Raw genomic sequence first — 14,020 nt, forward strand, 5'->3', positions numbered from 1 at the left:
ATACGGCCGTTATGCTGACGCCTCATCGGGGAGGAGCCGATCATGGAGGAACGCCCGCGCAACGGGCCTGCCGAGCGGCGCCGTGACGCACAGGGGACCCGGCGGCTGCTCCTCGACGCGGCGGCGGAACTGTTCGCCGAGCGGGGGTACGAGGCAGCGACGGTGCGCGACATCGCCGCACGGGCCGGGGTCAACCAGGCGCTGCTGTTCAGGTACTTCGGCTCGAAACAGGCCCTGCTGACCGAGGTGATGGCGTCCGGGGGCCAGGAGCAGGTGCGTACGACACCGCCGGAACGGCTGTTCGCCACGGCTCTGCGCGGGATGCTCACCGGTGGCGGGAAAGAGGCGGCGGACCTCCCGCTGGCCGTCTATCTGCGGTCGATCGGGACCGGTGGAGCGGCAAGCGACATGGTCAAGGCACTGGGGGACGAGTACTCAGCGGCGCTGTCCACCCTGTCCGGCGAGGAGGACAGCCTGCTGCGCGCGGATCTCGCGATGGCGTGGCTGCTCGGGATCGGCCTGATGCGGGTCGTCGTGGCCAAGGAGCCCTTGGCCGGCGCGGCCCCGGAGGACATCTCCCGGCTGGTCCTCGGCGCACTGGGGGGCCTGTTGGAGGACCTGCCGCCCGCGGAGGACTGAGCAGGGCGCGCTCGTGCGGCTTCCGCCGGAGCGCGCGGCCGCCCGGGTGCACCGGGGCGCGCGCCTCTCGATGGGCCTCCACGCGCCGGGGGCAGGGGCTCGTGGCGCGGAGTGGTGCCGTCAACTCATGCGTTGTTCGGCGAGGTCCAGCCAGTGCTCCACGTCCGCCGGGGTGAAGTGTCTGATGGCCCAGTCGACCATGCGAAGGCTCATATGGGCCCATGCGGGCCGCAGGATGTCCTCGGGGAACGAATCGAGGACAGCGTCGAGGCGGTGTGTCACTCCCGGGTCGGCTTCCGTGGAGTGGATGCCGAAGCGCAGGGTGACCAGGTCGAATCGCCGGTCGCCGCGGGCGGCACCGTCCCAGTCGATGACGCCGGTGATCGAGCCGCCTGTCGCCAGGATGTTGCCGGGCTGGAAGTCCATGTGTACGGCGTCGCGCCCGGCCATCCGAGCGGGATGGTCCGCGCCCACAGCGGCGATCCAGCGTTCGAACGCGGCAGTGCGGCGGTTGTACCGGCGCAAGGGATCGTGCAGGCAGTAGCCGGGCCCGTCCTCACGCAGGTGAAACTCCACCGTTGGGATTCCGGGGTGGCCGGCAAGCCGGTCGGCCTGCAACTGGTTGAGTCCGAGCGCCTGGTCCAGGCTGCGCTGGTCGAGGTGGTCGAGCGTCGTGCCCGGCAGGAGCTCCTGAACCATCACCACCGCGTGGCCGACCTGGCTGATCAGCTCAGTGGCCGGTGCCGGGTAGCCCGCCAGCCGCAGTGCTTCGGTAACGGCGAGTGGCCCTGCCCGCATGTCCGCCACTCTGCTGTGCGGTCGCCACTTGAGGACGGAACGGCGCCCGTCGGGCCGCCGCACATAGGCGGCTCCGACCTGCCCGCCCGGGCAAGGACCTTCCAGAGCGAAGCGGACGCCGGTCCGCGCGTACAGGGCGTCAACCGTCCGGGCGGCGTCCAGCCGCTCAACCCGGGCCCAGCTCCGCGGCAGAGAAGTCACAGGACCGATTGTCGCAGCCCGCCTCGGTGCGGGTGCGGGCCCGCGTCTCGCCAATCGCCCGCGACAATCGCCCGCGAGAGGTAGCCGGGACTCCTCAAGGCCGTGCAGATGATGGTGCGGCAGCCGGGCAGCGCCCGCTGGAGATCGGCGGCGACGGCCAGGACGTCCGCGGCCCGGCATCCGTACATCGAGCGGCGAAGCGGGGCGTGGCGCGGGGGCGTCGAGGAGGAAGAGCGAAGCGGGAAGTGGGCCGGCGAACCCGGGGACGGTCTCGGGTCGACCCGCCCGGAGACTGGGCCGTACGGGCGTATGGAGTCAGCCATGCGTGGGGCAGTCCGCATGCAGGGCGCGGGGGCGGTGCAGGAAGACCACGGATCAACCGTGCGTCCCTCAGGAGGATTTCCATGCACCGCACGCTCTCGGCCCTCGCCGTCCTCGCCGTCGTGCTCACCATCCCGCTCGGCGCCGCCACCGCTGCCGTAGCAGCGGACACCATCACCGTCGAACAGTGCGAATACGGCGGCGGCCACCTCGACTTCGACTCGCACAACAACACGATCTGCGTCGGAGGCGAGTCCAACGGCAGCCGAGTCGACTGGTGACCAACCCCCGGGAGAGCGGCGCCGCACCCTCACGGTGCGGCGCGCGCCGGGCGGGTGAGTCGCCCCACGGCCGGGGCAGCGGGAGCACCCGCGCCGTACCGGGGACGTCATCGAACCGACTCCGCGGGCCCCGAGAGGCAGGATGGGGAAGATCGGGCGGATGACCGTTCATGCCTCTCAGCCGTCTCGGAGCCCGTAGGCGCCTGACGCCAGGGCCGCGCCCACTCGGCCGCCAGGTATCGGCCAGTGGGCGCTGCCGCCGGTCACCTGCCTGAGTGGTCGATGACGTTGCCGTTCGAGCAGGTGTTTTCGTGGTCGGCCACGTAGTCGCCGAGGACCGGCACGACAGAGACCTCCTGAAGACAGACAGCGGCGGCCGTGCAGACGGGAACCTGCAAACCACAAACCCACGTCCGGACAGCCTCGCGGGGCGGTCCGCAAGGAACCGCCCCGCGAGGAGTGGACGTGACGGGTGTCAGCCGGTGAAGGCCGCGGTTCCGTTGGGGGTGCCCAAGCCGCTCGGGCCGTCGTAGCCCGCCTTGCCGGTGCACAGGTAGGACGAGCCACAGCTGCCGTTCGAGCCGCTGGTGACGTCATTCAGCGAGCCGGTGTGCGCGTACGGGAACGACGCCGGGGTGGAGCCCGACGACGGGGTGCCCGCGAGTGCGTAGACCGCAGCGATCAGGGGCGACGACGCGCTGGTGCCGCCGAAGACCATCCAGCCGGTGCCGGGGCTGTACGAGTCGTACACGGCGACGCCCGTGTTGGGGTCGGCGACCGCGGACACATCGGCGACCGTGCGCTTGGCGCAGCCGGTGTCCTTCTGCCACGACGGCTTGGCGTCGTAGCCCGAGCAGCCCGAACCGGCGCCATTCCACACCGTGTCCACCCAACCGCGGGTGGAGGAAGCGGTCTTGAGCGACGTACCGCCGACGGCGGTGACGTAGCGCGAGGCTGCCGGGTACTCGGCGCCGTAGCCGTCGTCACCGGAGCTCACGGTGATGGCCACGCCGGGGTGGTTGAAGTACTTGGTGTCGTACGAGCTGTCGGAGGAGGACTCACCGCCGCCGTAGCTGTTCGAGACGTACTTGGCGCCGAGCTTGACGGCCGAGTTGACCGCGGTGCCGAGGTTGTCCATCGTCGGCGTGGTCGCCTCCACCAGGAGGATCTTGCAGCTGGGGCAGGCCGCGCTGACCATGTCGAGGTCGAGCGATATCTCCTCGGCCCAGCCACCGTCGGCCGAGGGCAGGCTGGAGGTACCTGACTGGCCGACCTTCTTGAAGCAGCCGTTGGCCGTGGTGCACGCGGGGAGTCCGTACTGCGAACGGTAGGTCGCGAGGTCGGACTCGGCCTTCGGGTCGTCGTACGCGTCGACGATCGCCACAGTGGCACCCGAACCCGCGCTGGCGGACGGCAGGTTGTACGCCGCCTGGAGCGAGGACGGGCCGAGGCCGGAGGGCGCGGCGGCCGCGGTGAGGTTGCGCTCGGTGTTGGCCGACGCGGGGGTACCGGACGTGACATGGAGCGCGTTGCACGCCATGTAGTCCTTCTTCGTCGGCTGGGCACACGACCGGGCGACCTTGACGCCCTGGGCGGATGAGCCCGAATGGGCGGGCGCTGCCTGGCCGATGGGTGCGGCCAGAGCGAGCGCGGCGGTGGCCATTCCGGCCACCGCCGTGAGGGAAAGGGATCTGCGCAACAACGTTCTGCCTCCGTCTTGTGGGGGAACGAGGAGCTGTGTACGTGCGCTTGCAGCCCCGGCCGACGGGTCACGCGGCGGGGGCGGCCACAACCTACGTTCGCCAGGAACACGTCAACAAGACGGCCGGGGGCGTCTGTACCCGTGCTTTACCCTCGGGGGCGACCGATGGGTATCCCATGGCCAAAGGCTTGCCTGCCGGGGGGAGTGATCAGGGGCGGTACGGGGGTGACACCGAACAGCCTCTGGGTGCTGAGGTGTTGGAGAGCCGCGGACAGCGTGCCCGTATGCCGGAGCCGCACCTGCGGGGCCGGTTCTGTGTTGCTCGTCGTGGACGTGACCGAAGCCGGACGGCGGCGGCGGCTTCGGGGGCGCTCCTCTTCGTACGGGCACGGAGCCCGAAGCCCGAAGCTGCCGCCCGCCGATGACCGGACCGCCGGAGCCTTACGCGGCCGCCGTTCGGGACCGCCCGCTACTCGCCGGGCGCTGCCGAGCGGGCACTACCAGCGGGCGCTGCCGAGCGGGCACTACCAGCGGGCGCTGCCCGGCCGGTGCTGCCCGGTGCTCGTACGGGTGCTCGTACACGCCTACTCGTACTCGCCTACTCGGCCGGTCCCGGCGAGAGCCGGGCGCCCACGTCGCCGGGGTGCAGCGGCGTCACGGTGAACAGACCGCCGTCCGGGTCGCGCAGTGTCGCCTCCGTGCCGGAGGGCGTCGCCTGTCGTGCGACGACGGTGCCGCCGTTGGCGAGCGCCGCCTCGACGCAGGCCGGTACGTCGGGCACCGGGAAGTGCACCTGCCAGTGCGGCCGGATCGCCGGGTCGCGGGCCGCCTCCAGCGCCCCGGAGCTGAGGCGGGCGACGACATGGCCGCCGCTGCGCAGCACCACCTCGTCCTGTTCGTACTCGACCTCACAGCTGCCCGGGAGCCCACTGGCCCAGTCCAGTACTCCCCCGTAGAAGATCGCCGCGTCGAAGGCGTTGCGGGTACGCAGCCGCAGCCAGGCAGGGGTGCTGTCGCGCCACGCCTCCCAGCCGGAGAGGAGCTGCCCCTCCCAGATCCCGAACACCGCGCCGTCCCGGTCGGCGGCCAGCGCGCCGCGCCCCGAGACGAGGGAGACCGGCCCGATGGCCACCGTGCCGCTGCGCTCCCTGATCCGGGCGGCCGCCACATCCGCGTCGGAGACCGCGAAGTACGGGGTCCAGGCGACGGCGACCTGGAGGGTGGGCGCGAGGGCTCCGATCCCGGCCACCGGTGATCCGTCCCGGAGGGCGACGCTGAACTCCTCGCCGAGCTTCGCCGGGCGGAACTGCCACGACATCACGGGGCCGTAGAAGTCCTGGGCGGCCGCCAGATCCCGTGCGGTCAGGTTGACCCAACAGGGGGCCCCGGACACCGCATCGCTCCACTCCACGCCTGCGGCATCCACCGGGATCTCCTCCTCGTCCGCCGGAACCGTCCTGTCTCACCCGCCCCACGCGGGCCGCGTGTCGCAGCGGTGGCAGAGCAGGGCGCGGCGCCGCGACGGCGCCTCGTCCGGTTCTTCCAGTCTGCCCACACAGGAGAGCCACCGCTCGTCGATCACCCCGCGGGGAGCGGCTCCGGAGGGGGCGACCGGCGGGCGGCGGCCGGCGTGGTCGGGGGCGGTCAAGGGGCGACCAGGAGGCGGACCGGGTCAGGCGTACGTCAGGCGGGCGTAGCGCCGTCGGTCTCAGGCGTGCGTACCGCCGTCGATACGCAGCTCCGTGCCCGTGACGAACGCGCCGTCGTCGGAAGCCAGCATCGCGATCACGCCCGCCACCGTCTCCGGCCCGGCGAACCCCTGGCCGATGGCCGGGGAGAGCTTCGCGAGCAGGCTGAGGTCGGCGTCCGCCGGCAGGCCGGGGTCGCTGGTCATGCCCGAGGCGATCGAGCCCGGCGCGACACACACGGCGCGCAGCCCCTGCTTGGCGTACTCGATGGCGATGGCGTGCGTGAAGGACTGTATGCCGCCCTTCGTCGCGGCGTAGGCCGCCATGTACGGGTGCGCGAAGGTGGCGGACGTGGAGCTGAAGTTGACCACTACGCCCTTGCCGTCCGCCAGCAGCGCGGGCAGCGCCTCACGTGTGACCAGGAAGGTGCCGGTGAGGTTCACCGCGAGGATCTTGTTCCAGAGTTCCAGGCTGGTGTCGGCGGTGTGCGAGGACCGCAGGATGCCCGCCGCGTTGACCAGCGCGTCCAGGCCGCCCAGGTCGCTGATGGCTCCCCCGATGGCGGAGCGCACCGAAGACTCGTCGGAGATGTCGGCCACGACCGTCGTGAGCCGGCTCTCGTTTCCTGCGGCGCGCGCCTGCTCACGGGTGGTGTCGAGGCCCGCCTCGACGATGTCGGCGGCGACGACGGTGCCGCCCTCCGCGAGGATGCGGGCCACGGTGGCCTGCCCGATACCCGAGCCACCACCGGTGACCAGTACGCGGCGTCCGTCAAAGCGGTTCATTGTTCCTGTCTCCGTTCCGGGCTCGCCTTCGAGCCCTTCCTTTGCACAGTACGCCTCGATGGCACGTTGTGCCACATAGGCAGATGAGGCGGACCGCCGGCTCCGGGACATACCCTTTGGACATGCCAGAGACGCCCCCAGAGACGCACCGGACGGCCGCCGCCCGGCCCTCGCTGACCGAGCGCCGCAAGGCGGCGACCCAGCTGGAGATCGCCCGCACCGCCGCCGCCCTCTTCGCCGAACGGGGCGCCGACAGCACCACGGCCGAGGACATCGCCCGCGCCTCCGGGATCGCGCTGCGGACCTTCTACCGGTACTTCCGTACGAAGGAGGACGCGGTCGCTCCGCTGCTGTCCAGCGGAGTGAAGCAGTGGATCGCCGACCTGCGCGACAGCCCCGGCGAACTGCCTGTGCCCCGTGCGCTCGAACGGGCCGCGCAGCGGGCACTCACCCCCACCGACGAGGCCGAGACCCAGGCCCTGCACTGGACACGGGGGCTGATCCGGGCGATGGACACCCATCCGGGCCTGCGCTCCGTCTGGCTCCGGGTGACCCATGACGCCGAGGAGGAACTCACCCCGGTACTGGCCGCGTTGGCGGGTGACGAGGTGGACCCGCTGGAGATCAGGCTCGCCTCCGCCGCCGCCAACACCGCGATGAGGGTCGCCGTCGAGGTCTGGGCCACCACGGACGCGCCCGACCACGGCCCCGGTGGACCCGCCGAGCTGGCGGCGCGCTGTGTGCACGGGCTGACGGCGGGCCTGCGGCTGTGGGACGGCCCAGAAGCCACCCCCGCCGGCTGACCGGCAGGGGTCTCCCGCGCGCCCTCACCGGGGCTCCGGCCCGTCACATCTCCAGCGACTCCTGTCACGGTCTCAAGCGACGCCTGCCGCGGTCCACGGCGATTCCATCGGTGCCGCGCGCTCAACTCCCCCTGTGCGCATGCCTTGACCGGCTGTCATCATCTGCGTCTAGGATCTCCGTCCAGTGATCGAGTCCGCCCCACTGCCGCCAGGGAGTCGCCCCATGGACATCGGCCGACGCACGATCATCGCCGCTCTGGGCGCGGCCGCCGCGCTCGGCGCCGGGCAGGGCAGCGCCGGGGCGGTGCAGCGTCCGGCGGCCTCCCGCGCACTGGCGCGGCTCCTCCCCCGCCACTGCGACCAGGTCACGTTCCGCGCCGTGCCCGCCAGGGACGGCGCGGACGCCTTCCGGGTGTCCGGCACGACCGGCCGGATCGTGGTCGATGGCACCACACCGGCCGTGCAGCTCACCGGGCTGCACCACTATCTGCGGTCGACGGCGCACGCCCACTTCTCCTGGAACGGCGAGCAGACCGCCCTCCCCCGCCGGCTCCCCGGCCTGCGGGCACCGCTGGTCAAGGCCGCGAACGTCACACACCGTTTCGTCTTCAACGACACCAACGACGGTTACACCGGCCCCTACAGCGGCTGGGAGTACTGGGAGCACGAACTCGACGTGCTGGCCCTGCACGGCTACAACGAGGTCCTCGTCTACACCGGGGCGGACAGCGTCTACCACCGGACCTTCCAGGAGTTCGGGTACGGCGACACCGAGCTGCGGGCCTGGATACCGGGCCCCGCCCACCAGCCGTGGTGGCTGCTGCAGAACATGTCGGGCTTCGGCGGGCCGGTGTCGCAGCAGCTCCTGGACCGGCGGCTGCGCCTCGCGCAGCGGATCGTCGGGCGGATACGCGAACTGGGCATGACCCCTGTACTCCCCGGCTACTTCGGTACGGTCCCGGCCGGGTTCGCCGACCGCAACCCGGGCGCCCATGTCGTACCGCAGGGCGAATGGACCGGCTTCACCCGCCCCGACTGGCTGGACCCGCGCACGGCTGTCTTCGGGAGGGTCGCCGAGACCTTCTACCGGATCCAGAGCGCCCTGCTCGGCGACTCCGACATGTACAAGGTCGACCTGCTGCACGAGGGCGGTGACCCCGGGGACGTACCCGTGGGCGAGGCCGCGAAGGCCGTGGAGAAGGCGCTGCGCACCGCGCACCCCGGGGCCGTCTGGAACGTGCTCGGCTGGCAGAGCAATCCACGTCGCGAGATCATCGACGCCGTCGACCGGTCGAAGATGTTCATCGTGGACGGCCTCTCCGACCGCTTCCCGACCGTCACCGACCGTGAGGAGGACTGGGCCGGGACACCGTACGCCTTCGGGTCGATCTGGAACTTCGGCGGACACACCACCATGGGTGCCAACACCCCTGACTGGGCGGCCCTGTACGAGCGGTGGCGCACCAGACAGGACAGCGCGCTCAGCGGCATCGCGCTGATGCCCGAGGGCGCGGACAACAATCCGGCCGCCTTCGCGCTCTTCAGCGATCTGCCCTGGACCGAAGGCCCCGTCTCCCTCACCGCCTGGTTCGACCGGTGGTCGGCGGAGCGGTACGGGGCCCCCGACCGGCACGCGGCCGCGGCCTGGGACATCCTGCGCCGTACCGCGTACGGCACGACCCGCGAGGACAGCTGGAGCGAGGCTCCGGACGGCCTCTTCGGCGCCCGGCCCTCACTGACCGCGACGAGCGGCGCCGCCTGGTCGCCCGACCGACTCCGCTACGACACGGCGGAGTTCGCCCGCGCCCTGCCCGAACTCCTGGCGGTACCGGCCGCGTTGCGGCGCAGCAGTGCCTACCGGTACGACCTTCTCGACGTCACCCGCCAGACCCTCTCGCACCACAGCCGCACCCTGCTGCCGCGGATCAAGTCCGCGTACGACGGGGGTGACCTGGCGGCGTTCCGGCGGCTCACCGCGGAGTGGTTCACCTGGATGGGGCTCCTGGAGGAGACCGTCGCCACCGACCGCCGCTTCCTGCTGGGGCGCTGGATCTCCGACGCCCGTTCCTGGGGCGCGGACAGCGCCGAGAAGGACCGACTCGCCCGGGACGCGGTGTCGCTCCTCACTGTCTGGGGCGACCGCGCGGCGGCGGACGACGGCGGGCTGCGCGACTACGCGAACCGCGAGTGGGCCGGGCTGGTCGGAGGGCTCTACACGCTGCGCTGGAAGACCTACTTCGACGAGCTCGGCACAGCGCTCGCCGGGAACCGCGCACCGCGCGACATCGACTGGTACGCGATCGAGGAGGCTTGGATCCGCGACCATCCCCCCTGCCGCACGGAGCCGTCCGGCGACATCGTGCGCATCGCCCGCCGGGTCGCAGGAGCCGGCCGCCCGGGCTGACGCGTACCCGGCACCGGCGGCGTCGCCCGAGCCGCCACGAGCGCATCGCCCGGGCCCTGCCGCACAGCTCCGCCGGATCCCCGACGCGTACGATGACCTGCGGCGAGGGGCGCTCCCGCGCATCCGCAGCCGACCGGAACGGACGGCGCAGGCCGGCCCCTCCCTACGGGCAGGAGAAGTGAGTCGTGAGCGCAGCGCCGGGGAGCGGCCGGGACCAGGATTCCTATGTCGTCGGAGTGGACTTCGGCACCCTGTCCGGCCGTGCCGTGGTGGTCCGTGTCCGGGACGGCGCCGAGCTGGGCGCGGCCGAACATCCCTACCCGCACGGTGTGCTCGACGAGGCGCTCCCCCACGGCGGCCCCCGGCTGCCGCCCGACTGGGCCCTCCAGGTTCCCTCCGACTACCTCGGGGTGCTGCGCCACGCGGTACCGGAGGCGCTGAAGGCGAGCGGGGTCCCGGCGGAACGGGTGATCGGGCTGGGTACCGACTTCACGTCGTGCACCATGATCCCGGTGACGGCCGACGGCACACCGCTGTGTGAGGTGCCCCGGTACCGGGACCGGCCGCACGCTTACGTGAAGCTCTGGAAGCACCACTCTGCGCAGCCCCAGGCCGACCGGATCAGTGCCCTGGCGGCCGAGCGTGCCGAGCCGTGGCTGGACCGCTACGGGGGCCGGGTCTCGTCGGAGGGCCAGTTCGCCAAGGGGCTTCAGCTCCTCGACGAGGACCCGGAGCTGTACGCCAAGACCGCCCACTGGGTCGAGGCGACCGACTGGATCGTCTGGCAGCTGTGCGGCCGCTATGTCCGCAGCGCCTGCGCCGCCGGTTACAAGGGACTGCTGCAGGACGGCGCCCACCCGTCCGATGAGTTCCTCGCCGCACTCGACCCCGGATTCCGGGACTTCGTGCGTACCAAGATCGAGCACCCGACCGGTGCGCTCGGCACCCGGGCGGGCGGCCTGACCGCGCGGGCGGCCGCCTGGACCGGGCTGCCCGAGGGGATCGCGGTGTGTGTCGGGAACATCGACGCACACGTGACCGTGCCTGCCACCGGCGCGGCCGGAGCGGGCCGGATGGTGCTGATCATGGGGACGTCCGCCTGCCATATGGTGAGCTCCCCGGATCCGAGACCGGTGGCGGGTGTGTCCGGGGTGGTCGACGGCGGCATCGTCCCCGGGCTGTGGGGGTACGAGGCCGGGCAGAGCGGCGTCGGCGACATCTTCGCCTGGTACGTACGGACCTCGGTACCGGAGTCGTACGCGCGTGAGGCACGGCGGCTGGGCCGCACACTCCATGAGCATCTGACCCGGCTGGGCGCCGCACAGGCCGTCGGGGAGCACGGCCTGGTGGCCCTCGACTGGCACAGCGGCAACCGTTCGGTGCTCGCCGATCATGAGCTGAGCGGCACCGTGGTGGGTCTGACGCTCGCCACCAGGCCCGAGGACGTCTACCGCGCCCTGCTGGAGGCGACGGCTTTCGGGACCCGCCGGATCATCGAGTCCTTCGAGGAGGCAGGGGTGCCGGTCACCGGTATCACCCTGGCCGGCGGGCTGCTGGAGAACACCTTCCTGACCCAGCTGTACGCCGATGTCACCCGGCGCCCGCTGGGCGTGATCCACTCGTCCCGGGGTCCGGCGCTCGGCTCGGCCATGCACGCGGCGGTCGCCGCGGGCGCGTACCCGGACATCCACGCCGCGGCGTCGGCGATGGGCCGGGTCCGCCCGGCCGTGCACGAGCCCGATCCGGTCAGGTCGGCGGCGTACGACCTTCTCTATGCCGAGTACTGCCGGCTGCACGACTATTTCGGCCGCGGCGCCAATGACGTGATGCACCGGCTCAGGCGGCTGCGCCGTACAGCCGTGGCCGCTTCGGCACAGTCCGTGACCGAAGAGGGCGCGGCAGCCGGTTCCCCGCAGCCCTGATCAGCTGCCGGGCTCCACTGGCCGGGCCCTATATACCGGTGGCCCCGTGCAGCATGTACTGGTCGAGCAGTTTCGTACGGGCGACCTCCAGCCGGGTGGCGAGGACCTCGGCGACGGAGCGGGCGAGTGCCAGGCCCAGCTCGTGGTCGCTCTCGCACACCTCCCTGGCGGCGATCGCGTCGAACTCGTGCGCCCGGACCGGACTGAATGCCTCGGCTCCGAAATGCCACCGGTGCGGAGGGAAGAGCCAGGACCAGCCGAGCAGGTCCCCGACCTCCAGGGTGTCGACCATGACCCTGCCCCGCTGCGGTACGTGCAGATCGAGCGCCACGGTGCCGGTATGGATGATCCAGAACTTGTCCGCGGGGGAATTCTCCTCGAAGATCCTCGCGTCCTGGGGAAAGAAGACGTCCCTGGCCAGGTCCATCAGGCGTTCGCGGTGGAATGCGGGAAGAACGTTCATCAGCCGTGTCGTGGAAGTCATCGTGGGGAACCTCCTCGCTGAGTGTCCCGCGCGCCACGGCCGCCGGATCGCCGGATGACGGGCGGGGATCCCCTTGCTTCGAGGGTATCTCCGGTGCCGCCGTCCCTTCCGGTCCACAGCCGGGCCCGCTGCACGCCGGGTGACGGTCGGGACACACGCCCCGGCCGGCAGTAGCGCTGACTCTTACCCGCCGAAGCGGTGCTGAATCACCGAAAACCTCCCCAACCCCTGTGACCCACACAACTTTTTGGGGATTTTCAGGCGCTTCGCGGGGTGACACCAGCCACAGGACCTAGGTCACTTACGACCCGGGATAGTCGACCCTCGCCCCCGCCCATGGCGGCAAAACAGCCATGATTTCGGGCATTTCGCCTCATCTCACGATGATGGGTAGTACAGCGGGTCATTGCCACCGCTGAAGACGGGCGCTAACCATAGATCCCGGCAAGCACCGAGAACGAGCCTGCGACCAACGCCAGTCGGCGAACGCGGCCAAGACCCTCGGTTTCACATCCACTGCGCCGCCGAAGGCCACACGTCACGTCCCCCACCTGGAAGAGGCCAGCATGCCCCGCATCTCCCTGCCCCGCACCACCCGTACGCACAAGATCGCCGCCACCGTCCTCGTGGCCGTGGGTGCCAGCACCGCGCTGGCCGCCACCACCGAGTCGAGCAGCGCCCAGATACCCGCGCACGCGGCCGCCTCGGTCAAGCCGGTCTCCGCCAACGGCCTTCCCGCGAAGGACGCGCCGAAGAAGGACACCCCCAAGAAGGCCGCGGCCAAGCCCGCGAAGAAGAACGAGAAGGACGACAAGGCCGCGAAGGCCGCGAAGACCAAGGCGGCGAAGGCCAAGGCGGCCAAGACGAAGGCCGCCGCGGTCAAGAAGAGCGCGGCCAAGCACAAGGCCGCCGCGCCCGTGCACTACAAGAACAACCTGGACGGCTGGATCAAGGAGTCGCTGGCCATCATGAAGGCCAAGCACATCCCCGGCACCTACGAGGGCCTGCACCGCAACATCATGCGTGAGTCCAGCGGCAACCCGAACGCCGTGAACAACTGGGACATCAACGCCCGCAACGGCATCCCCTCGAAGGGCCTGCTCCAGGTGATCCAGCCCACCTTCGACACGTACCACGTCTCCGGAACCGCCTACAAGCTGACGGACCCGGTCGCGAACCTGACGGCCGCCGCCAACTACGCGGCGCACCGCTACGGCTCCATCGACAACGTCAACTCGGCTTACTGAGCCGGAGATCCACCCAGTGGACCGACCCGGCGCGGGTGAGCGAAAGACCCGGAGGAACGGCGGACACGAGCCCCGGTGGGAGCGGCCCCCAGCGGACCGCGAACACCGGCGGGCTCGTGCCGTACCTTCCCCGCGTCCTTCCCCGCAGGCTCAGGCCCACGGACCGGCGTGAAGCAGGCCCGGACAACGGGCCGATGAGCGACACCGGTCCCCACACGCTTTACGGCACAGGCCCGTTCGGCAGCGCAACCGCGCCGAACGGGCCTCGCCGCGTTTCACCACCCGGCCGCCGGCCGGCGTCCCGCGCACCGGCCCACGCGTTTCCCGGCGACTGGTCCCGGTACCGCCGATGCGACCGATGCCCCCGCGTCGAGCTGCTCCCCGAGCCGGTCCCCCCACCGAAACGCCGCCCACCGGGTTGATCGTTCTCGCGGGTCGCAGGCCACACACTCAGGGAGGTAACAGCTCCATCCGTCGTGTCGAAAGGGCGCATCCCCGTGAACAGCCCCGGCGTCCACAACGCCGCTGCCGCCGTCGTCGTACCGGTCAGACCGCTCATCGTCGTAACGGTCCGGCCCCTCCCCCACCGGATCGCCGGGCGACCGTGGCACAGGAGGCTCCGCCCCGCTCCGCCGGTCAGCTCCCGGACCGCGGGGCTGGTCACCGTATGAGCCCGCTGCCCGGCCGACGGGCCGGGGCGCGCCCGGTTCCCGCCACGCTGGCGGTCGTCGCCGCCGTTCTGGCC

At 71.5% G+C, this 14,020-nt stretch carries 12 protein-coding genes; 6 read left to right on the top strand and 6 right to left on the bottom strand.

Going from position 1 to position 14,020, the window contains the following annotated elements:
- The first annotated feature begins 42 nt into the window (after window positions 1-42).
- Window positions 43-639, top strand: a complete 597-nt coding sequence (locus tag G3I19_RS06155) for a TetR/AcrR family transcriptional regulator (protein WP_164260303.1) — start codon at window positions 43-45, stop codon at window positions 637-639.
- A gap of 120 nt (window positions 640-759) precedes the next feature.
- Here G3I19_RS06155 and G3I19_RS06160 read toward each other — a convergent pair whose 3' ends face one another.
- Complete coding sequence (locus tag G3I19_RS06160) at window positions 760-1,638, bottom strand: phosphotransferase (RefSeq protein ID WP_343235002.1); 879 nt, start codon at window positions 1,636-1,638, stop codon at window positions 760-762.
- Window positions 1,639-2,042: 404 nt separating this feature from the next.
- Between G3I19_RS06160 and G3I19_RS06165 the strand changes: the two genes are divergently transcribed.
- Window positions 2,043-2,240, top strand: a complete 198-nt coding sequence (locus G3I19_RS06165) for a hypothetical protein (protein ID WP_164260305.1) — start codon at window positions 2,043-2,045, stop codon at window positions 2,238-2,240.
- 475 nt (window positions 2,241-2,715) lie between these two features.
- Here the strand turns inward: G3I19_RS06165 and G3I19_RS06170 are convergent, their stop codons facing one another.
- From G3I19_RS06170 to G3I19_RS06185, 4 genes are all read right to left on the bottom strand, one after another.
- A complete protein-coding gene (locus G3I19_RS06170; protein ID WP_239074007.1) occupies window positions 2,716-3,903 on the bottom strand; it encodes a peptidase S8 in 1,188 nt (395 codons plus the stop codon).
- Between the two features lie 637 nt (window positions 3,904-4,540).
- Entirely contained in the window at window positions 4,541-5,368 is an 828-nt protein-coding gene (locus G3I19_RS06175) for a VOC family protein (protein ID WP_343235003.1), read from the bottom strand.
- Window positions 5,369-5,404: 36 nt separating this feature from the next.
- Complete coding sequence (locus G3I19_RS06180; protein WP_164260309.1) at window positions 5,405-5,590, bottom strand: hypothetical protein; 186 nt, start codon at window positions 5,588-5,590, stop codon at window positions 5,405-5,407.
- Window positions 5,591-5,650: 60 nt separating this feature from the next.
- Window positions 5,651-6,415: an SDR family NAD(P)-dependent oxidoreductase gene (locus tag G3I19_RS06185; protein ID WP_164260311.1), complete on the bottom strand. Its 765-nt coding sequence runs from the start codon at window positions 6,413-6,415 to the stop codon at window positions 5,651-5,653.
- A gap of 122 nt (window positions 6,416-6,537) precedes the next feature.
- On the opposite strand from G3I19_RS06185, the gene G3I19_RS06190 reads away from it, so the two are divergent.
- The 3 genes from G3I19_RS06190 to araB all read left to right on the top strand — a co-directional run bounded on the left by G3I19_RS06190 (window position 6,538) and on the right by araB (window position 11,544).
- Window positions 6,538-7,218 (top strand): TetR/AcrR family transcriptional regulator, encoded by a 681-nt coding sequence (locus tag G3I19_RS06190; protein WP_164260313.1) that lies wholly within the window; start codon window positions 6,538-6,540, stop codon window positions 7,216-7,218.
- 223 nt (window positions 7,219-7,441) lie between these two features.
- Complete coding sequence (locus tag G3I19_RS06195; RefSeq protein ID WP_164260315.1) at window positions 7,442-9,622, top strand: alpha-N-acetylglucosaminidase; 2,181 nt, start codon at window positions 7,442-7,444, stop codon at window positions 9,620-9,622.
- A gap of 185 nt (window positions 9,623-9,807) precedes the next feature.
- Window positions 9,808-11,544, top strand: coding sequence for a ribulokinase (araB, locus tag G3I19_RS06200; protein ID WP_164260317.1), 1,737 nt, complete (start codon window positions 9,808-9,810; stop codon window positions 11,542-11,544).
- A gap of 28 nt (window positions 11,545-11,572) precedes the next feature.
- Here the strand turns inward: araB and G3I19_RS06205 are convergent, their stop codons facing one another.
- A complete protein-coding gene (locus G3I19_RS06205; protein WP_164260319.1) occupies window positions 11,573-12,028 on the bottom strand; it encodes a cyclic nucleotide-binding domain-containing protein in 456 nt (151 codons plus the stop codon).
- Between the two features lie 566 nt (window positions 12,029-12,594).
- On the opposite strand from G3I19_RS06205, the gene G3I19_RS06210 reads away from it, so the two are divergent.
- Window positions 12,595-13,275: a transglycosylase SLT domain-containing protein gene (locus G3I19_RS06210; RefSeq protein ID WP_164260321.1), complete on the top strand. Its 681-nt coding sequence runs from the start codon at window positions 12,595-12,597 to the stop codon at window positions 13,273-13,275.
- The last annotated feature ends 745 nt before the right edge of the window (window positions 13,276-14,020 follow it).

Origin of the sequence: Streptomyces sp. SID10853, assembly GCF_010548145.1 — a bacterium.
GTDB lineage: Bacteria > Actinomycetota > Actinomycetes > Streptomycetales > Streptomycetaceae > Streptomyces.

What these genes read in the sequence shown, in the direction of transcription:
- G3I19_RS06155 (WP_164260303.1), top strand. Translation starts at nt 43, where the DNA reads ATGGAGGAACGCCCGCGCAACGGGCCTGCCGAGCGGCGCCGTGACGCA.
- G3I19_RS06165 (WP_164260305.1), top strand. Translation starts at nt 2,043, where the DNA reads ATGCACCGCACGCTCTCGGCCCTCGCCGTCCTCGCCGTCGTGCTCACC.
- G3I19_RS06170 (WP_239074007.1), bottom strand. Translation starts at nt 3,903, where the DNA reads ATGGCCACCGCCGCGCTCGCTCTGGCCGCACCCATCGGCCAGGCAGCG.
- G3I19_RS06185 (WP_164260311.1), bottom strand. Translation starts at nt 6,415, where the DNA reads ATGAACCGCTTTGACGGACGCCGCGTACTGGTCACCGGTGGTGGCTCG.
- G3I19_RS06190 (WP_164260313.1), top strand. Translation starts at nt 6,538, where the DNA reads ATGCCAGAGACGCCCCCAGAGACGCACCGGACGGCCGCCGCCCGGCCC.
- G3I19_RS06195 (WP_164260315.1), top strand. Translation starts at nt 7,442, where the DNA reads ATGGACATCGGCCGACGCACGATCATCGCCGCTCTGGGCGCGGCCGCC.
- G3I19_RS06205 (WP_164260319.1), bottom strand. Translation starts at nt 12,028, where the DNA reads ATGACTTCCACGACACGGCTGATGAACGTTCTTCCCGCATTCCACCGC.
- G3I19_RS06210 (WP_164260321.1), top strand. Translation starts at nt 12,595, where the DNA reads ATGCCCCGCATCTCCCTGCCCCGCACCACCCGTACGCACAAGATCGCC.